Origin of the sequence: Brachybacterium aquaticum, assembly GCF_014204755.1 — a bacterium.
Classification (GTDB): Bacteria; Actinomycetota; Actinomycetes; order Actinomycetales; family Dermabacteraceae; genus Brachybacterium; species Brachybacterium aquaticum.
The window spans coordinates 1,967,636-1,986,087 of the sequence record NZ_JACHLZ010000001.1 but is presented as its reverse complement, the minus strand read 5'-3'; the positions used below and the strand labels follow the sequence as shown (position 1 = coordinate 1,986,087).

Annotated in this window: 17 protein-coding genes, 2 pseudogenes and 1 other annotated feature; of the genes and pseudogenes, 10 read left to right on the top strand and 9 right to left on the bottom strand. The window is 68.5% G+C overall.

Features of this window, described 5'->3' with window-relative positions; all coding sequences use genetic code 11:
- The first annotated feature begins 28 nt into the window (after positions 1-28).
- Positions 29-913, top strand: a complete 885-nt coding sequence (locus HNR70_RS08875) for a PHP domain-containing protein (RefSeq protein ID WP_184325328.1) — start codon at positions 29-31, stop codon at positions 911-913.
- A 61-nt stretch (positions 914-974) separates the two neighbouring features.
- On the opposite strand, the gene HNR70_RS08870 is transcribed toward HNR70_RS08875, so the two are convergent.
- The gene (locus tag HNR70_RS08870) at positions 975-2,798 is read right to left on the bottom strand and encodes a DEAD/DEAH box helicase (RefSeq protein WP_184325327.1); all 1,824 of its coding nucleotides are present in this window, start codon (positions 2,796-2,798) and stop codon (positions 975-977) included.
- 298 nt (positions 2,799-3,096) lie between these two features.
- Here HNR70_RS08870 and HNR70_RS08865 point away from each other — a divergent pair.
- Positions 3,097-3,369: pseudogene (locus tag HNR70_RS08865) on the top strand (transposase); the annotation flags it as partial.
- 6 nt (positions 3,370-3,375) lie between these two features.
- Here HNR70_RS08865 and HNR70_RS08860 read toward each other — a convergent pair.
- Complete coding sequence (locus HNR70_RS08860; RefSeq protein ID WP_184325325.1) at positions 3,376-4,533, bottom strand: IS30 family transposase; 1,158 nt, start codon at positions 4,531-4,533, stop codon at positions 3,376-3,378.
- Positions 4,534-4,620: 87 nt separating this feature from the next.
- Positions 4,621-4,749: a sequence feature (AL1L pseudoknot), on the top strand.
- Between HNR70_RS08860 and HNR70_RS08855 the strand changes: the two genes are divergently transcribed.
- The 6 genes and pseudogenes from HNR70_RS08855 (at position 4,663) to HNR70_RS08830 (ending at position 11,405) form a co-directional block, all read left to right on the top strand.
- Positions 4,663-5,589, top strand: coding sequence for an IS3 family transposase (locus tag HNR70_RS08855; protein WP_184325324.1), 927 nt, complete (start codon positions 4,663-4,665; stop codon positions 5,587-5,589). Its footprint overlaps the feature before it by 87 nt.
- Positions 5,590-5,608: 19 nt before the next feature.
- Positions 5,609-5,983 (top strand): annotated as a pseudogene (locus HNR70_RS08850) (integrase core domain-containing protein); the annotation flags it as partial.
- Positions 5,984-6,766: 783 nt separating this feature from the next.
- The gene (locus tag HNR70_RS08845; protein ID WP_184325323.1) at positions 6,767-7,090 is read left to right on the top strand and encodes a cation transporter; all 324 of its coding nucleotides are present in this window, start codon (positions 6,767-6,769) and stop codon (positions 7,088-7,090) included.
- A gap of 50 nt (positions 7,091-7,140) precedes the next feature.
- The gene (locus HNR70_RS08840; protein WP_184325322.1) at positions 7,141-9,558 is read left to right on the top strand and encodes a heavy metal translocating P-type ATPase; all 2,418 of its coding nucleotides are present in this window, start codon (positions 7,141-7,143) and stop codon (positions 9,556-9,558) included.
- Positions 9,548-10,261 carry a response regulator transcription factor gene (locus HNR70_RS08835; RefSeq protein ID WP_184325321.1) on the top strand — a complete coding sequence of 238 codons (714 nt, stop codon included), beginning with the start codon at positions 9,548-9,550 and terminating at the stop codon, positions 10,259-10,261. Before HNR70_RS08840 ends, HNR70_RS08835 begins: the two co-directional genes overlap by 11 nt.
- Before the next feature lie 67 nt (positions 10,262-10,328).
- Entirely contained in the window at positions 10,329-11,405 is a 1,077-nt protein-coding gene (locus HNR70_RS08830; protein WP_184326620.1) for a sensor histidine kinase, read from the top strand.
- An 18-nt stretch (positions 11,406-11,423) separates the two neighbouring features.
- Here the strand turns inward: HNR70_RS08830 and HNR70_RS08825 are convergent, their stop codons facing one another.
- From HNR70_RS08825 to HNR70_RS08810, 4 genes are all read right to left on the bottom strand, one after another.
- Entirely contained in the window at positions 11,424-12,191 is a 768-nt protein-coding gene (locus HNR70_RS08825) for a cytochrome c biogenesis CcdA family protein (RefSeq protein ID WP_184325320.1), read from the bottom strand.
- Positions 12,191-12,787 (bottom strand): TlpA family protein disulfide reductase, encoded by a 597-nt coding sequence (locus HNR70_RS08820; RefSeq protein ID WP_259792588.1) that lies wholly within the window; start codon positions 12,785-12,787, stop codon positions 12,191-12,193. Before HNR70_RS08820 ends, HNR70_RS08825 begins: the two co-directional genes overlap by 1 nt.
- A gap of 59 nt (positions 12,788-12,846) precedes the next feature.
- The gene (locus HNR70_RS08815; RefSeq protein ID WP_184325319.1) at positions 12,847-13,410 is read right to left on the bottom strand and encodes a CueP family metal-binding protein; all 564 of its coding nucleotides are present in this window, start codon (positions 13,408-13,410) and stop codon (positions 12,847-12,849) included.
- Between the two features lie 89 nt (positions 13,411-13,499).
- Positions 13,500-14,084, bottom strand: coding sequence for a YdhK family protein (locus HNR70_RS08810; RefSeq protein WP_184325318.1), 585 nt, complete (start codon positions 14,082-14,084; stop codon positions 13,500-13,502).
- A 221-nt stretch (positions 14,085-14,305) separates the two neighbouring features.
- On the opposite strand from HNR70_RS08810, the gene HNR70_RS08805 reads away from it, so the two are divergent.
- Positions 14,306-14,716 (top strand): four-helix bundle copper-binding protein, encoded by a 411-nt coding sequence (locus HNR70_RS08805; RefSeq protein WP_184325317.1) that lies wholly within the window; start codon positions 14,306-14,308, stop codon positions 14,714-14,716.
- 76 nt (positions 14,717-14,792) lie between these two features.
- On the opposite strand, the gene HNR70_RS08800 is transcribed toward HNR70_RS08805, so the two are convergent.
- Positions 14,793-15,623 carry a C40 family peptidase gene (locus tag HNR70_RS08800; RefSeq protein ID WP_184325316.1) on the bottom strand — a complete coding sequence of 277 codons (831 nt, stop codon included), beginning with the start codon at positions 15,621-15,623 and terminating at the stop codon, positions 14,793-14,795.
- Positions 15,624-16,399: 776 nt separating this feature from the next.
- Between HNR70_RS08800 and HNR70_RS08795 the strand changes: the two genes are divergently transcribed.
- A complete protein-coding gene (locus HNR70_RS08795) occupies positions 16,400-16,816 on the top strand; it encodes a four-helix bundle copper-binding protein (RefSeq protein ID WP_184325315.1) in 417 nt (138 codons plus the stop codon).
- A 4-nt stretch (positions 16,817-16,820) separates the two neighbouring features.
- Here HNR70_RS08795 and HNR70_RS08790 read toward each other — a convergent pair whose 3' ends face one another.
- Complete coding sequence (locus tag HNR70_RS08790; protein WP_184325314.1) at positions 16,821-18,071, bottom strand: IS256 family transposase; 1,251 nt, start codon at positions 18,069-18,071, stop codon at positions 16,821-16,823.
- Positions 18,072-18,166: 95 nt separating this feature from the next.
- The gene (locus HNR70_RS08785) at positions 18,167-18,352 is read right to left on the bottom strand and encodes a hypothetical protein (RefSeq protein ID WP_184325313.1); all 186 of its coding nucleotides are present in this window, start codon (positions 18,350-18,352) and stop codon (positions 18,167-18,169) included.
- Between the last annotated feature and the right edge of the window lie 100 nt (positions 18,353-18,452).

Genomic DNA, 18,452 nt, shown 5'->3' with positions numbered 1-18,452 from the left:
TTCTCACGCCTCGGTCTACCCTGGGCGCATGAGTGAGCGGACCGACTCCGGCGCGGAGCAGCGCATCGATCTGCACGCGCACACCTCCTGCTCCGACGGGACCACGTCGGTGGCCGAGCTGTTCGCGCAGGCGGCGGCCACGGGCCTGGACGTCCTGGCGCTGACCGACCACGACACCGTGCAGGGCTGGCCGGAGCTGCCGGACGCCGTCGCCGCGAGCGGTGTCGCCGCGGTGCCGGGCATCGAGGTGTCCTCGGAGCTGCAGCATCGCAGCGTGCACCTGCTCGCCCTGCTCGTGGACCCCTCACCGGAGACGGCGCTCGCCGCCGAGATGGGCGAGGCGCGCTCCTCCCGCATCGAGCGGGCCCGGCGGATGGTCGAGCTGCTGGGGGAGGACTTTTCGATCACATGGGACGGGGTGCGGGAGCAGGTGGCGGGGGAGGAGACCGTCATCGGCCGCCCCCACATCGCCGATGCGCTGGTCGCCGCGGGGGTGGTGGCGGACCGCTCGGCGGCCTTCGGGGAGCTGCTGCGCCCGTCCGGGCCGTACTACGTCCCCTACTACGCCCCCTCGCCGCTGGAGGCGCTGGTCGCGATCCGGGAGGCCGGCGGGGTGTCGGTGATCGCCCATCCCGGCTCGGTCACCCGCGACGACGACCTGCCGCTGGAGCTGCTGGAGGCGATGGTGGAGGCGGGCCTGGACGGGGTGGAGGTGCACCACCGCGAGCACGGGGCCGAGGAGCGCGAGCGCCTGCTCGCCTTCGCCCGCGCCCATGACCTCCTGATCACCGGCGGCAGCGACTTCCACGGCACCGGCAAGCCGAACGTGCTCGGTGAGAACCTCACCGCCCCGGAGGTGCTCGCGGAGATCGAGCGCCGCGCCACGAGCGGCACCCGCGTCATCCGGCCCTGACCCCGGAACGCCGACGGGCCCCGACGCGATTTCGTCGGGGCCCGCGGGTCAGGTCGGGGGATCAGCTCTCGGAGCCGCCGCCGGTCGAGCTGTCGGCGTTCGACGATCCGCCGTTCGAGGACCCGCCGCGGCTGCGACCGCGGCCGCCGCGCGAGCGTCGACGACGGGTCGAGGAGCCGCCGGACTCGGAGGAGCCGCTCTTGTCCTCGGGGCCGGTCGACGGCGCGTCGGAGCCGGTGCTCTCGCCCGCGACGACCTCGCCGTTCACCCGGCGGGTGCGGGAACGGGAGCGCTGGCGGCGCGGGGTCTCGCCCGCCTCGCCGTCGGCCTCGTCCCGGGCAGGGGCGTCCTGGCGGGAGCGGCCGCCGCTCTCGCCGCGGGACTCCTCGTCCCGGCTGCGACGCCCGCCCCGGGAACGGCCCTCGCCGCGCCCGCCGTCTCGGCCACCACGGCCGCCGTCACGACCGCCGGGGCCACCACGACCGCCGTCCCGGCCGCCGCGCCCGCCCTCGCGGGAGGGGCGGGAGGCCGAGTCGGGACCGCCCAGGTCCTCGATCTCCTCTGCGTCCAGGCCCTGACGGGTGCGCTTGTCCTTGGGCAGGGTGCCCTTGGCCTCGGTGGGGATGTCGAGGTCGGTGAACAGGTGTTCGGAGGTGGAGTAGGTCTCCACGGCCTCGGTGGACTCCAGCCCCAGCTGGCGGGCGATCAGCGCCCAGCGCGCCAGGTCCTCCCAGTCCACGAACGTGATCGCGGTGCCCTTCTTGCCCGCGCGGCCGGTGCGGCCGGTGCGGTGGAGGTAGGTCTTGTCATCGTCGGGGCAGTTCCAGTTCACCACGTGGGTCACGTCGGTGACGTCGATGCCGCGGGCGGCGACGTCGGTGGCGACCAGCACGTCGATCTTGCCGTTGCGGAAGGCGCGCAGTGCCTGCTCGCGGGCGCCCTGGCCGAGGTCGCCGTGCAGCGGGGCCGCGGCGAAGCCGCGATCGGCGAGGTCGCCGGCCACCCGGTCCGCCTGGCGCTTGGTGCGCATGAAGATGATGGTCAGGCCGCGCCCGCGGGCCTGCAGGATGCGGGCCATCACCTCGATCTTGTCGAGCTGGTGGGCGCGGTAGACGACCTGCTTGATGTCCGCCTTGGTGCGGGCCTCGTCGCCGGGGTCCTGCGCGCGGATGTGGGTGGGCTGGCGCATGAAGCGCCGCGCGAGCGCCATGATCGGGCCCGGCATGGTGGCCGAGAAGAGCATGGTCTGACGGTCGGTCGGCACGGCCTGGAGCAGCTTCTCGATGTCCTCGAGGAAGCCGAGGTCGAGCATCTCGTCGGCCTCGTCGAGCACGGCGGTGCGCACCTGGGAGAGGTCCAGGTGCTTCTGGCGCATCAGGTCGATGAGACGGCCGGGCGTGCCCACGACCACCTCGACGCCCTTCTCGAGCGCCTCGATCTGCGGCTCGTAGGCGCGGCCGCCGTAGACGGTGAGGATGCGGATCGGACGCTTCGCGGAGGCGGTCTCCAGGTCGTGGGCGACCTGCACCGCGAGCTCGCGGGTGGGCAGGACCACGAGGGCCTGCGGCTTGCCGATCTCACGGCCGCCGGGGTTGTCCTCGCCGGGGGCGACGGAGTTCTGCAGCAGCGGGATGCCGAAGCCGAGGGTCTTGCCCGTGCCGGTCTTGGCCTGGCCGATGATGTCGCGGCCCTTCAGCGCGACCGGCAGGGTCAGGGCCTGGATCGGGAAGGGCGTGGTGATGCCTTTCGCGGCCAGGGCCTCGACGATGTCGGGGCGGACGTCGAAGTCCGCGAAGGTCTGGTTCTGGCCGGGGATGCCGGAGCTCTGCTCGACGGCGGGGGAGGCCGACACGGCCTCGTCGGTGTGCGGGATGGTTTCAGGCACCGTTCAACTCTCTGGTCATGGATGTGCTGATCCATGGTAGCCCTCGGGGCCGTACCGGGGTCCGAATGGTGACGAACGGGGCGAATCGCCGGCGCCGACCGCCCGGAAGAGGGCCCCTGCAGTCCGGGACGGTCGTGAGGAATCGTGATCGTCTCGTGATGGAGGTCTCGGTGCGGTAGCTGATCGTTGGATGAATGATCTGTTCAATATCCGGGCTCGGAGGGGTGGAGCAGCAAAGTTGGGACTGATGCGCGGCGAATCGCCCCGGGTCTGGTGGAGGCTCTGAATCCACGGGAGGATGAGGAGCATGGCAGCACCGAGGAAGTACCCCGACGAGCTTCGGGAGAGAGCCACGAGGATGGCAGTTCAGTCACGGCGCGATCCATCGACGAGGTCGGGAACGTTTCGCCGTGTGAGCGAGCAGCTCGGGATCAATCCTGAGACTCTGAGGAACTGGGTCGTGCAGGCCGAGGTTGACGAGGGGCACCGTCCCGGGACCACGACCAGCGAGTCCCAGCGCCTGGTCGAGCTGGAGAAGGAAGTGCGTGAGCTGCGCAGGGCGAACTCGATGGCGGATTCAAGCGGTGGGCGCAAGGAACTCTGCGAGCTTCTCTGATGGTGTCAGATAGCCCAGTGTCTTGCGGGGGCGTCCGTTGAGGCTGTCCTGGATCGCGTCCAACTTCTCGCGGCTGACGACGCTCAGGTCGGTGCCTTTGGGCAGGTACTGGCGCAGCAGGCCGTTGGTGTTCTCGTTGCTCCCCCGCTGCCAGGGCGAGTGGGGATCGCAGAAGTAGATCGGGATTCCTGTGGCGATGGTGAACGCGGCGTGCTTGGACATCTCCGCGCCTTGGTCCCAGGTGATCGTTCGGATCAACGAGGGCGGCAGCTTGCTGATTGCGGCGCGCATCGCGGCCTCGACCTGCTCGGCGCTCTTGCCGTCGGGCAGGTGCAGCAGCAGTGTCATTCGCGTCGAGCGCTCAACGAGCGTGCCGACGGCGCTGCGGCTGCCCTCGCCGAGGATGAGATCACCTTCCCAGTGGCCTGGCACGCCGCGGTCGTCGGCTTCTGCGGGGCGTTCGCTGAGCATGACCATGCCGGGGATGCGGCCGCGACCGTCCGTGGTTCGGCGGGGCTTGCGGGCCGCTCTTCCGGACCGCAGGCACCGCGCCAGCTCACGGCGCAGTTCGCCTCGGCCCTGCACGAACAGCGACTGGTAGATCGTCTCGTGGCTCACGCGCATCTCCGGGTCGTCGGCGTGATCCAACCGTAGGCGCGCCGCGATCTCCTCAGGTGACCACAGTTGCTCCAGCCGGCTGGCGACCTCCTCGAGCAGCCGGCCCGACGCAAGCTTGAACGGCTTCGGTCGACGTGCCTGCTCGCGGGCACGTTCATGACCACGCCACGCCGAGTAGCCGCAGCGACCCCCGCCGCGCTTCACCTCACGGCTGACGGTCGACACCGCACGCCCCAGCTGCTCGGCGATCGCGGTGAAGGTATCGCCACGATTGATCCCCAGCAGGATCTGCTCGCGCTCGTGGATCGTCAGACAGCCCTGACGTGGCTCCCACCCGAACGGCCTGGCGTCAAGGTGCCTGCCGGTGCGGGCCATGATGCCGACCATCGGCGCGCTGCAGCCGATCTCTTTCGCGATGTCGACCAGCCGCCAGCCCTTCCCGTGCAGCCTGAGCCCGAGCTGCTTCTGCTCCCGGCTGAGATGACCGTGCCTGCCCTGCATCCGGATCCTCCTGTGATCAGTGACTGCCTCATCTCACAGGACTCGTTGCACTGACCGCTTGAATCCGCCGATCCTCAGGTCGGCCTCGGCTTTTTTCGCGGCGGAGCTCGACGGCCCACAGCGTTGATCGTGGAGTACATCGACCAGTGCAGGCATGAGTTCGGCGCCTGGCCGGTCTGTCGAACGCTGACCGCAGCGGGCACGCAGATCGCGCCGAGCACGAACTACGCGTTCAAGACCCGCCCACCCTCGAAGCGAGCACTACGCGACGAGGAACCGCTGGTCGAGATCCACCGGGTCCATGCGGCGAACTTCGGCGTCTACGGGGCGAAGAAGGTCCACGCCCAGCTGCGCCGCGAGGGCGTCGTCATCGCGCGTTGCACGGTCGAGCGGCTCATGCGCGGCGCGGGGTTGCGAGAGGTCAGCCGGGCCAAGGGCCCGCGCACCACGATCTCCGGTCGTGGCCCGGATAATCGTCCTGAACTGGTCGAACGTGGCTTCACCGCGACCGCTCCGAACCAGTTGTGGGTCGCGGACATCACCTACTGCCGCACCTTCGCCGGCTGGGTGTATGCCGCGTTCGTCATCGATGTGTTCTCCCGCCGCGTGGTCGGCTGGCAGCTGTCGAAGTCGCTGCGGACGAACCTCGCGCTGGACGCGCTCGAGATGGGCATCTGGACCCGCGATCACGCAGGCCAGGCCGTCTCCGGGCTCACGCACCACAGCGATAAGGGCGTTCAGTACGTCGCCATCCGCTACACCGAGCGTCTTGCTGAGGCCGGCGCGGCCGCCTCGGTCGGCTCCACCGGCGACTCGTATGCCAATGCCCTGGCCGAGGCCTTCAACTCGCTGTTCAAGGCTGAACTGGTCCGCAACCGCGGGCCCTGGAAGAACATCGACGACTTCGAGATCGCGACCGCGGAAAACATCGACTGGTTCAATCACCGGCGACTTCACGGGGAGATCGGCATGATCCCGCCCGTCGAGCTCGAGGACACCTACCATCACCACCACCCCGCACCGGCACCCGCCGACGCGGCACTTGCGAGCCTCTAACAAACCCGGGGCGATTCACACCGCCCACCTCGAAGAGCTCGTCGCCGTCCGCGGTGCACCGGGTGTGCTCCGCAGCGACAACGGGCCCGAGTTCATCAGCGACGCGATGGCCGACTGGGCGGGTACCCGCACCGGCCTGTTCTACATTCCGCCCGGCTCGCCCTGGCACAACGGATACGTCGAATCGTTCAACAGCCGCCTCCGCGACGAGTGACTCAACATCAACAGCTTCTGCTCACTGCTTCACGCCCAGGTCGTGATCGGCGACTGGAAGACCGAGTACAACCATCAGCGTCGGCACTCATCGCTCGGCTACCTACCCCCGGCCGAGTACGCCCGGCAGTGCACCCATCAAATCGAAACCGACGACTCACAGAGCGACCGGACCGAATGAAGGGGGCGGCCCAGGTGACCACCTTGATGTCGCGGGCGCGGATGTTCTCAGCGTTGGTGGGCACGCTCCATGGTGTCACCAGCGGGCGGAGACCCTGCCGGGTCTCAGTAGGAACGCTGCGTGCAGCTCGAGAGTCCCGCAATGACGGGAGGGGGCGGGTTGCTCCCGCCCCTCCCGTCATCTCATCGTCGGTGTCGTCCGCCGCGACCCCGTTGCTCCCGGCTCCGAGTCTGCTCGGCCTCACGCAGCCGCAGTACGGCTGCGCAGAGGTTCAGCAGCGCCGTCGCCAGTGCCGCCACCGCCACCAGCGCCTCTGTGATCTCCCGACTCACCCCCTCCCCTCCAGCGGGCGCGCCACCCTATGGGCCGACCCCGACCCGCGGCGCGCTCGGGCATGCCGCAGCGGCGTGTCTGCGGCGCCGCGGGCTAGCCCGGACCGCCGCGGCCGGCACTAGCCGATAGCTGGTCTTTCCGGCTAGCGCCCGTTGGGGCCGGGACCTTAATAGCTCAAAAGCGGCTGCCCGGGCCGCGGGCGTGATTTCGGGGGTTCCTGCTAATGGCGGCGCCGCACGCAACTGCGAGCAGCGGGACGGGCAGGCTCGGCCGTTCTTCGATCGCGGACGAGAGCGTGTCCGACGAGAGCCGCGCAGCCGGCACCGAGCGACCGGTCGACCCCATGCTCCCGCAGTGGATCACTTGCCAAATACCCCCTGGGGGTATAAAACTGAGGGGAGCAACGACAGTTTCCGCCGCTGCTGCACCCTTTGATGCGAGGAGTACCTCATGAGCCCCGAGACACTTCGACCCCTGCCGATGGCTTCCACCGGCTGTTCTTGCTGCGCCACCGCCCCGGTGGAGGACCGCGCCGCTGCTGAGGCGACTGCGACGTCCGCGGCCGAGACCACGACGTATCCGGTGCAGGGCATGACCTGTGGTCACTGCGCCGACAGCGTGACCACGGCAATCACCGTTCTCGAGGGCGTGGAGGAAGTACGGATCGACCTGGCGCCCGGTGGGATCTCCACCGTGACCGTGGCCGGAGCTGCCGCACCGGCCGCCGTCCGCGCCGCCGTCGCGGAGGCCGGCTACACCGTGGCCGACGCCTGACCCACCCCGGCAACACCCAGCCTCGTCCGAGGCCTTGCGGAAGGGACACCATGAGCACCCCCCACCACCACCACCACGACCACCCGGTTACCCCCGAACCCGACCACGCCGGGCACGACATGGCCCAGCACGGGCATCACCGCGGCACGGGCCCACACGGCCCGGCGGGCGCTCCGCCGGGCGGGGACCGTCATGGCGGCTACGATGCCGAGCAGATGGCGCACGAGGGGCATGCCCTGCCGACCGCCACTCACACCGGCCATGACATGACCGGGCACGGTGAGCACGACATGGCGGGCCACGAGCACCACGACCCGCACGCGGGGCACGACATGTCGGGTCACGGGGGCCATGCGGGTCATGGTGATCACGTGGGGATGTTCCGTCGGCTGTTCTGGATCATGCTCGTCCTTGCTATCCCGACGGTGCTGCTGAACGGGATGTTCGCTGACCTGCTCAGCTATGCGCTGCCGGACGCGGCCTGGGTGCGGTGGGTCTCGCCGGTCCTGGGCACGGTCATGTACCTGTGGGGCGGGAAACCGTTCCTGACGGGCGCGGTCGAGGAGATCCGGGATCGCAAGCCCGGCATGATGCTCCTGATCGGGATGGCGATCACGGTCGCCTTCGTTTCCTCGCTCGGCGCCAGCCTCGGACTGCTCTCCCACGAGCTCGATTTCTGGTGGGAGCTCGCCCTCCTGATCGTGATCATGCTGCTGGGCCACTGGCTCGAGATGCGCTCCCTCGCGCAGACCTCCTCCGCGCTGGATTCCCTGGCCGCGCTCCTGCCCGACCAGGCCGAGAAGATCGAGGGCGAGGACATCGTCGCGGTTTCCCCGGCCGAGCTGCAGCTCGGAGACGTCGTGATCGTGCGACCCGGTGGCCGGGTCCCGGCCGACGGGGAAGTCATCGATGGTGGCGCCGACGTCGACGAGTCGATGATCACCGGCGAGTCCAGCCCCGTGCGTCGCGAGATCGGTGATCAGGTCGTCGCCGGCACGGTGGCCACGGACAACGCGCTGCGCGTGCGCGTCACCGCGATCGGTGAGGACACCGCCCTGTCCGGCATCCAGCGCCTGGTCGCCAACGCCCAATCCTCCACGACCCGGGCCCAGCTGCTCGCGGACAGAGCCGCCGCCTGGCTGTTCTGGTACGCGCTGATCGCGGCGATCGTCACCGCGATCGTGTGGACAGTCGTCGGGGTGCCCGAGAGTGCACTGGTCCGCGCGATCACCGTTCTGGTCATCGCCTGCCCTCACGCGCTGGGTCTGGCGATCCCGCTGGTGGTGTCCATCTCGACCGAGCGGGCCGCGAAGGGCGGCGTCCTGGTCAAGGAGCGTGCCGCCCTGGAGCGGATGCGCACCATCGACACCGTCCTGTTCGACAAGACGGGCACGCTGACCAAGGGCGAGCCCGCCCTGAACCACGTCACCACCGTCGGCACCCTGGGCGAGGACGAGCTGCTCGCGCTGGCCGCCGCGGCCGAAGCCGACAGCGAGCACCCGCTCGCCCGCGCCATCACCGCCGCTGCCGCGGAACGCGGACTCGACGTGCCGCGCGCCACCGAGTTCCAGTCCACCACCGCGGTCGGCGTCAGCGCCACCGTGGACGGGCGCACCGTCCAGGTCGGCGGACCCAACCTCCTGGCCGAGCACGGCCAGGGACCGCTACCGGCCACCGGGCCGTGGTCCGCGGACGGAGCGATCGTCCTCCATGTCCTCCTCGACGGGCAGGTCACGGGAGCGATCGGCCTGGCCGACGAAGTGCGCCAGGAATCTCGCGAGGCCGTCGATGCCCTGCACGAGCTGGGAATCCGCGTCGTCATGATCACGGGCGATGCCCAGCCCGTTGCCCGCGCCGTGGCCGGCGAGCTCGGTATCGACCAGGTCTTCGCCCAGGTGCGCCCGGAGCACAAGAGCGAGAAGGTCCTCGAGCTCCAGCGCGACGGACGAGCCGTGGCGATGGTCGGCGACGGCGTCAACGATGCCCCCGCCCTCGCGCAGGCCGACGTCGGCATCGCGATCGGTGCCGGCACCGACGTCGCGATCGCCTCCGCCGGCGTGATCCTAGCCTCCGACGATCCCCGCTCGGTACTCTCGGTGATCCAGCTCTCCCGTGCCAGTTACCGCAAGATGAAGCAGAACCTGTGGTGGGCTGCCGGGTACAACATCGCCGCCGTTCCGCTGGCCGCCGGTGTCCTGGCGCCGATCGGATTCGTACTGCCCATGTCGGTCGGCGCGATCCTGATGTCGTTGTCCACTGTCGTTGTGGCCTTGAATGCGCAGATGCTGCGCCGACTGGATCTGACCCCTGCCAAGAGCGCGGCGCGCCTGGCCGGCCGCGAGAGCTCGACCCCGGTGTCGACGACCCAGTCTTCGAGCCGCGCGGGCTCGGCCAGCTCCCGGTCGGACTCGAGCAGGACCTCCACGGCGCCCAGGAACGGAGATCAGACTGGAGCCCATGAGGAGTGAATCGGCTCGAGCTGCAGCGACGGTTCTCGTTGTCGAAGACGAAGTCGCGCTCTCGGACGTCGTGCAGGCATACCTCGTGAAGGCCGGCTACGCCACGGGGAGCGCGCGAAGCGGTCCGGAGGCGGTGGAGGTAGCCCGCGCCTTGTCACCGGACGTGATCATCCTCGATCTCGGCCTGCCTGGCCTCGATGGCTTGGAGGTGATGCGGAGGATCCGCGCCTTCTCCGACTGCTACGTGCTGATCACGACGGCGCGATCAGAGGAGGTTGATCGCCTGGTGGGCCTGTCGGTGGGTGCGGATGACTACCTCACCAAACCGTTCAGCGTGCGTGAACTTGTCGCCCGGGTCCAGGCCGTGCTGCGGCGGCCCCGCGGCGAGCCCGGGACCGCTCCTTCGGGCATGGTGCGCGCATTCGGAGAGCTTGAGATCGATACGGCCGCCCAGGAGGTGCGGCTCGCTGGCCAACCAGTCCCGCTGACCCCCACCGAAAGGGGACTGCTTATGACCCTGGCCCGTCGGCCGGGCCAGGTCTTCAGCCGCCACCAGCTGATGGAAGCCGTCTGGGGTGATACCTGGATCGGAGATGACCATCTCGTCGATGTGCACATTGCCAACCTGCGACGAAAACTGGACGAGACAGCGGGTTCGGCACGGTATGTCACCACGGTCCGCGGTATCGGGTACCGGATGGGGAAGGGTTGAGGGCGTGACTGATCCCCGCTCATCGGCCAGAACGATCCGCCCCGGCACGAGCCTCGCCTCACGTTTGATGATCGGCCAGCTCATCGTGCTGTGTGCCGGCGCCGTCAGCATCACCGCTCTGACGGTGATGATCGGACCCGCCGTCTTCCACTATCACCTGCTCCAGACTGCTCTTCCGGTGGGCAGCGCTGAGATTCTGCATATCGAGCGCGCCTACCGTGACGCCCTCGCCCTCGCACTGGGGGTCGGACTGGTGGTCTCCCTCCTAGCGGCAGGCCTGGTCACCTGGAGACTGGCGCGACGACTCCGGCAGACACTCCACCGCCTCACCCTGGCCGTGGACGAACTCTCCCGAGGCCACTACTCCACTCGGGTGCCCGCCCTCGGTGCGGGAACCGAGCTGGACTCTCTGGCCGCCACGCTCAACGACATGGCTGCACGCCTAGATGCCGTCGAAGAGAATCGTCGCCGGCTGCTCTCTGACCTCGCCCACGAGCTACGTACTCCCATTGCGACTCTCTCGGCACATCACGAGGCGATGGCTGATGGTGTCATCGAGCCGGAGGCGGCCATGCCCATCCTTGCCGGTCAGACCATACGCCTGTCCCGGCTGGCCGACGACATCAGCGAGGTGTCCCGTGTCGAAGAGGGACAGCTCCCGGTGGAGCTGCGGCCCACGTCGGTCCGCGACCTGCTGGACTCAACACTCCAGGAATGGGAGGAGAGGTTCGAGGCAGCGGGTGTGGCATTGCGACGAGATTTCGTTATGCGCCGCTCCCCGATCATTCACGCCGACCCGGACCGCCTCGCCCAGGTACTCGGAAACCTCCTGAGCAATGCCCTGCGGCACACCTCGCCCGGGGGCGCCGTCACTCTCTCAGCGCTCACCACCGGCGACGTGGTGGAGATCGCGGTGTCCGACGACGGTGAGGGTTTCACCGCGCGTGACCAGGCGCGGCTGTTCGAACGCTTCTTCCGCGCCGACAGCGCTCGCACCCGCGAAAACTCCGGCTCGGGAATCGGCTTGACGATCAGTCGCGCCCTCGTGGATGCGCACGGCGGGACCATGGCTGCCGCCAGTGAGGGGCCCGGGCGGGGAGCCGTCTTCACCATCCGGCTTCCTCGAGCGACCGTTGAACGCTGATCCTCGAGAGCAGTACCCTTAGACGATCGTGGTGAAGGTGCCGATCTGGACCTGCAGGAGCGCCATCCACTGCTCCCACACCCCGGAGACCAGCAGCAGCCCGATGGTGATCAGGACGGACCCGCCGACGATCTGGAGCGTGCGGCGATGCCGGGACAGCACTCTGGAGATTCCTAGGGCGCGCCGGAACACGAGGGCGAAGAGGATGAACGGGATCCCGAGCCCGATCGCGTAGCCGAAAGCCAGGAGAGCGCCGCGGCTCGCGGATGCCTCCCCGAGGCTGAGTGCGGCGACTGCGGCGAACGTCGGCCCGATGCACGGGGTCCAGGAGAAGCCGAACGTGATCCCGAGCAGCGGGGCGCCGGCGAGTCCGGCATCGGGGCGCTTCCGGATCCTTTTCACACCGGAGAGGCGGGGGAAGATTCCCACGAACACCAGGCCCATGAGGATGACCAGCACCCCGGAGATCCGATTGATCGCGCTCGTGTACTGGATCACCAATGACCCCAGTGCACCGACGAAACCGCCGATGACCAGGAACACCGCCGTGAAGCCCGCGACGAACAGCACAGCGCCGGTGACCAGGCGCCATGGCCGTTCCCCGGGATCGCCGGTGCGGGGCGGCCCGGCGCTTCCTCCGGTGAGCCCGGTGATGTATCCGAGGTAGCCGGGGACCACCGGAAGCACGCACGGCGAGAGGAACGCGACCAGACCGGCCACCATCGACAGCAGCAGGGCTGCGGCCAGGGGTCCGCTCAGCACGGTGGTGGCGAACAGTTCACCCATCAGGCGGCCTCCGCTAGCACGGCATCCAAGAGGCTCTCTAGGGTGCTCTGATCGGCTGCGCCCGCGATCCGGGCGGCTACTCGTCCTTCAGCATCGAGGATCAAAGTCGTGGGGACGGCGTTGGGCGAGACGCTGCCGTCCATGGACGCGATCACCGCCCCGTCGGTGTCGGGGATCGAGGGGTAGGTGATGCCGAAGGTCTCCTCGAACGCGGCGGCTGGCCCGGCCTTGTCGCGCGTGTTCACGCCCACGAATTCCACTCCCAGGGCGCTGTACTCGGAGTGCACGGCCTTCAGCGCCGGTGCTTCGACCCGGCACGGCGGACACGACGCATACCAGACGTTGATCAGCAAGGGTGCACCGCGCAGCGCCGTGGAGTCGAAGTCGTCGCCGTCGTAGGTGGTTCCCCGAATCTCCAGAGGATCGGCGCGTCCCTCCGGGGGGATCTCGACGACGACACCATCGCCGGAGACGTACCCGGCGTTCGCCTCACTCGCGGCGTCCGAAGAACTGCTGCACGCCGCAAGAAGGGGCGCGAGGACGAGCAGGCTCCCGCCCAGTCGGAGCGTGGTCCGACGACTCAGGCGTGGTGTCACGCTCCGCTCAGTTGGGCCGACCACCGAATGCCAGAAGGCGGACCGGGTGCTTCGCCTGCTCACGTCAGCTGGAGACTGGTCAGACAGGTCAGATCATCCTCCGCCTGGGTCGAGATGGACGCGGTCCCCGTGTAGTCCTCGAGGGTGCACGTGAGCTCCGCGGTGATCCCGCGCGGTAGCCAGAGACCGAGGAACCCGTTGTCATGCGTGGTGCGAGTGCCCTCCTCAAGGACCTCGCCCGAGCTGCTGTCGACCACGCTCACGGTGAGCTCGCGGCTGCGCAGTTCTCCGCGGCACGTGGTCAGGCTGTGGAAGGCGCACTCGTGGGTGGTCTCGACGAACGGGGCCACCGACAAGTAGAACTGGTCCTCGGGAAGGGGCAGCTCGGCCTCGCGCCCTGCATCGTCTTGGAGCTGCAGAGACGTCGCGGTGACGCTGGCGATCAGATCCTGCGGTCGCTCAGCCACCGGGAGCGCCTCGAGCCGGTCGATGATCTCGTGCGCGTCCGCGTCGGCGAAGCCATGTTCCTGAAGCAACTCCTGATCACCCGTGATGGATGCGGGCTCGGACCCGCCGGCCCCGCAGCCGGCGACCACGAGCGGGAACAGGCCGGCACCGAGCACGAGCGATCGGCGCGGCAACCGGCCGGTGCGGCGACGGGGCCTACCCCCGGAGGAGGCGAGCGCACCTCGAGGGCTCGACGGGGAGGTCATCACGCAGGCTCGATCTCGCTCTCGACGACCCACTTGTGGTTCGTCATCATCATCCCGTCGGCTTCGTAATCGACCATGTACACGGTCTCCTCGGTGGCACTGTCGATGGTGGCCTCAGCGCCCTCCATCCCGGTCATGTGATCGGCGGTGATGACCACCTCGGTGCCCTCTGCCAGCGGTGCCTCGCCCGGGTTCTCGAGCTCCTCGTGAACGACCCACTTGTGGTCAGTGACCGGCTCACCGCCATCGGTCGGGGTGAAGCTGACCGAGTAGGTCGTGGTGTCGAAGGCACCGGAGATCGTCGCCGTCGCCCCCTCCATGCCCTCCATGTGGTCCGCCGTGAGCGTCACCTCCGTGCCGACCGGGAACTCGGGATCCTCCGCGGGCACCATCCCCTCAGGCGCTGGGCCGCCATCCATCGGGTGCTCCATGCCGCCGTGGCTGCCTCCATCGGACGCCTCCGATGCCTCGGACCCACCCGATGTCTGACCGTCGTCAGACCCGTTGTCGGTGCATCCGGCAAACACAATCGCACCGGTGACGACGACGGCCGCGAGACGGCCGAGAGAGCGACGAGAACGCATGATTTCTCCTAGTCAGAGGACACTTTGCGCCATCCTATGACCCCTAGATCAAGGTCTCCTCAAGGTCAGATCTTGACTTCTTGAGCACAACGTTGGCCAGTCATTCCGCATTGCCTCCAAACGAGTGGTCTATCCGCTTCCGTCCTTCGGGGGGCGATGGCTAGCGTCGTCAGGACGGGCCGGCATCCGCCGGGCCGTTCGGAACGAGAAGGAGCAGGACCATGACCCATCACGTCGCATCAATGCTTCAGACCTACCCGAAGGACCTCGGCACCATCGACCAGCAGAAGCTCGCCGAATGCATCGAGGCCTGCTTCGAGTGCGCCCAGACCTGCACAGCCTGCGCGGACGCCTGCTTGGCCGAGGACATGGTGGCGGAGTTGACCCAGTGCATCCGCCGGAACCAGGACTGCGCCGACGTCTGCGAAGCCACCGGACGCGTCCTGTCCCGTCAGACGGGCGAGAACATCGCCCTCAACCGTGCTCTACTCGAGGCGTGTCAGGCGGCGTGCCGGTCCTGCGCCGAGGAGTGCGAGAAGCACGCTGAAATGCACAAGCACTGCAAGGTCTGCGCGGACGCCTGTCGCCGCTGCGAGCAGGCCTGTGCCGAGCTGTTGGCCTCGATCAGCTGATACCGCTGCCTCTGCACGCAAAGGGAGCCCCAACCGTTGGTCGGGGCTCCCTCTGCGCGGGCGTTGCGACCTGCGGTCAGCGGAAGGTGACGAAGGTCGGCGAACCCCAGATGGTCCGCTCGGTGACGGCGCCCGGGGTGCGCCCCGCGTCGATGACCGTGTCGCCACCGGCGTAGATCCCGAGGTGGCCGGGCCACACCACGAGGTCGCCGGGCTGGGCCTCGGACTTCGAGATCGTGGTTCCAGCCGCAACCTGCTGCGACGAGGTACGGGGCAGGTCGATACCGGCCTGCTTGTACGCGTACAAGCTCAGGCCCGAGCAGTCGAAGCTGACGCCCGGCTTGGAGGTCCCCCACGAGTAGGAGGCACCGATCTGGCTGCGCGCGGCGTCGACGATCGCCTGCTGCGAGTTCGTCGCGGAGTTCGAGGGGGCGGGAGCAGAGGTTCCACCGCCCGAGGTCGATGCGCCGCCGTTCAGTGCGCCGCGCGTCTCGGGGCCCACGATGCCGTCGATCTTCAGGCCATGCGAGCGCTGGAAGTCCTTCACGGCCCCATGGGTGAGCGGGCCGAACTTGCCATCGACCGACAGCGAGGCACCGTGTTCGTTCAGTGCCGTCTGGAGCTGCTCGACCGACGAGCCCTGCGATCCCCACCGCAGCTTCTCGGCCGCAAGCGCGGATGTCGCATGTGCCGGGGCCGGCGCCGTGGGGGCTGAAGCCTGCGCAGCAACGGCAGGTGCGGCGGGCGAGCCGGCGGGGGCGGCCTGCGCGGGGCCCGCGAGCAGTGCGGATCCGAGGACGACCGTGCCGAGCACAGCGGCACCACCGGTGCCCCGCAGTGCGCGGCCGGCGGTCCCGACAGGCGTGACTGCTCGGCCGACGGCGCGGTGGGTGTTGTTCTGGGACATGGTTCTACTCCGTAAATTTCCCACTCGAGTCGGGCGGGAGTCGATGACTTCGTCAGTGCCACAGCGACAGCGGAGCGAGCAACGAGGCGACGGCTCATGTCGTGGGCGGCGACATCAACGTACGGCCCTGATCAGCCCCACAGAACAACGATGGGAGGGTCCACCGAAGGATTTAGCCGATCCTTGACTCCATAACCGTGCATACCCCCGGGGGGTAGGGCTCGCCTTTACCTTCGTTGGGCAGACTGTGGCTTAAGTGGAGCACGACGGCTCACGGGTCGGCGATCCCCACGTCAGCGCGCCGAGGCGCAGCTTTCCTCCTGGCGGACTGCGGAGATCACCGGCACGGGCGTCTCGTGCTGGCGCTCACCCCTGTCGGGAGCGGCGCGCTGCACTCGGCGACTTCGGCGACTTCCGCGGCGAGGACCAGGCCGACTAGGTCCAGACATCGAAGAGCACGCGAAAAAGCAGCGCGATGAGAATCGCGAGCGCCACGGCGGTGTTTCAGATCATGCTCCGGCGGCCGGCGGCCGGCGGCCGCGGCGGGTAAGGGCGAGTGCGTCGAGGGTCGACCGCATGCCATGATTCGGCTCATGGCAGTTGCTTCGTTGGGGTATACCCAGTGCGACAGATGTGTCGCAAAAATCCTCTTTTGGACCCTATTGCGATCTTCATGGCCGTTCCCCTTTTCGCCGACGGGGCCGCGTGTCTACCGTCACAGATGTGGAGGGTCGACATGGTTCTCCTCGAGGTCGCACCGATGGCAGGAGCGCGCTATGACGCACACCGTGAAGGCCATGCTGGAGACTCATCCGATCGGCTCTGGGTCCGTGGATCAGGAGAAGCTCGCCGCGTGTATCGCGGTGTGCTTCGAGTGCGCTCAGGTTTGCACTGCCTGCGCTGACGCCTGCCTGTCTGAAGAGATGGTCGCCGACCTGACGGCGTGCATCCGCAAGAACCTCGATTGCGCGGACATCTGCGCAGCCACTGGCAATGTCCTTTCCCGCCAGACCGGCAGCAATACTGAAGTCCTTCGCGCCCAGCTGCAGTCCTGCATGGTTGCCTGCAGGGCGTGTGGCGACGAGTGCGCGCAGCACGCCGATATGCATGAGCATTGCAAGGTCTGCGCCGAGGCGTGCCACCGGTGCGAGCAGGGTCAAGTCCCTGGAAGTGGTGTAGCGATCCTTCGCTGAGAGGTCAGGCGGTCAGGGCGGGCAGGGAGCTGGTGATGACCTCCTCGGTGCTGGTGTCGGGGACGAGGTTGAGGCGGCAGCGGGCAAGGACGTCGAGGCCGAGGTAGCGGCGCCCTTCGGCCCACTCGTCGGTCTGTTCGGCCAGGACCGCGCCGACGAGACGGACGATCGCTTCGCGGGTGGGGAAGATGCCGACGGAGTCCGTGCGGCGACGGATCTCCTTGTTCAGCCGCTCGGTGGGATTGTTCGACCAGATCTGCACCCACACGTCCTTGGGAAACCCCGTGAACGCGAGCAGGTCTGCGCGGGCCGCGTCGAGGTGCTCGGCCACCGCCGGGAGCTTCTCGCTGACGTAGTCCAGCAACCGCTCGAACTGAGCGTTCACGGCTGCTGCGTCGGGCTGGTCATAGACGCTGTGCAGCATCGCCTTCACCGCCGGCCACATGCTCTTCGGCGTCACTGCCATGAGGTTCGCGGCGTAGTGGGTGCGGCACCGCTGCCAGGCCGCGCCAGGCAGGTGCGCAGCGATCGCCTCGACTAGGCCGGCGTGGGCGTCGCTGGTGACCAGACGGACTCCGGCGAGGCCGCGAGCGACGAGGTCAGCGAAGAAGCTGTTCCAGGCCGCTCCGGTCTCGGAGGTGGCAACACGCATGCCGAGGACTTCGCGGTGCCCGTCTGCGTTGACGCCGGTCGCGAGCAGGACGACGGCGTTGATCACGCGCCCGCCCTCGCGGACCTTCATCGTCAGCGCGTCAGCGGAGACGAACGTGAATGGCCCGGCCTCGCCCAAGGGCCGGTGGCGGAACTGCTCGACGTGCTCGTCCAACGATGCGGCCATCCGGCTGACTTGCGACTTCGAGAGCGAGTTGCTGCCGAGAGTCTTCACGAGCTTGTCCATGCGGCGGGTGGAGACGCCGGCGAGATAGCAGTCTGCAACGACCGTGATCAGCGCGGACTCGGCGCGCTTGCGCCGCTCGAGCAGCCAGTCGGGGAAGTAGGTGCCAGAGCGGAGCTTGGCGACTGCGACGTCGATGGTGCCGACGCGGGTGTCGAGGTCGCGGTGGCGGTAGCCGTTGCGCTGCGCAGAACGACCAGCGCTGGGCCGACCGTACTCCGCGCCGGCGACAGCGTCTGCGTCCGCGGAGAGCAGGGTATTGATCACGTCCTGGAGCAGGCTGCGCATCAGATCCGGGGACGCCTCGGCCAGGGCTTCACCAAGCAGGCCGGAAGGGTCGACAATATGGGGAGCGGTCATCGTGATGACTCCGTTCGAGAGTGCTGTGAGAGGTTCACTCGAAGGATCACACGGTGGCCGCGCCCACGTCCGAGACGATCACTGCGGCCACCGCGCTACACCACTATGCGGGACTCAACTGCGGCCGCGCTGGATGACCTCGCGCGGGCTCGCCCGCCGAGGTGGGCATTGCTGCCGTCCAGCCAGTCCGGGATCACGGCCTCGTCCCAGACCCTGCTGGCGCGGGCGATGGCCAGCTCGATGTCGCCGTCCTGTGCGGGGGTATGGACCTTGCCGACCATGGAACCAGCATCCCTGTATAGCCACTCAGCAAGAACCTACGAAGACCGACGGACGTATGCGGGCTACGTCGACGGTCCCACGCTTCACTCACGACCCGAC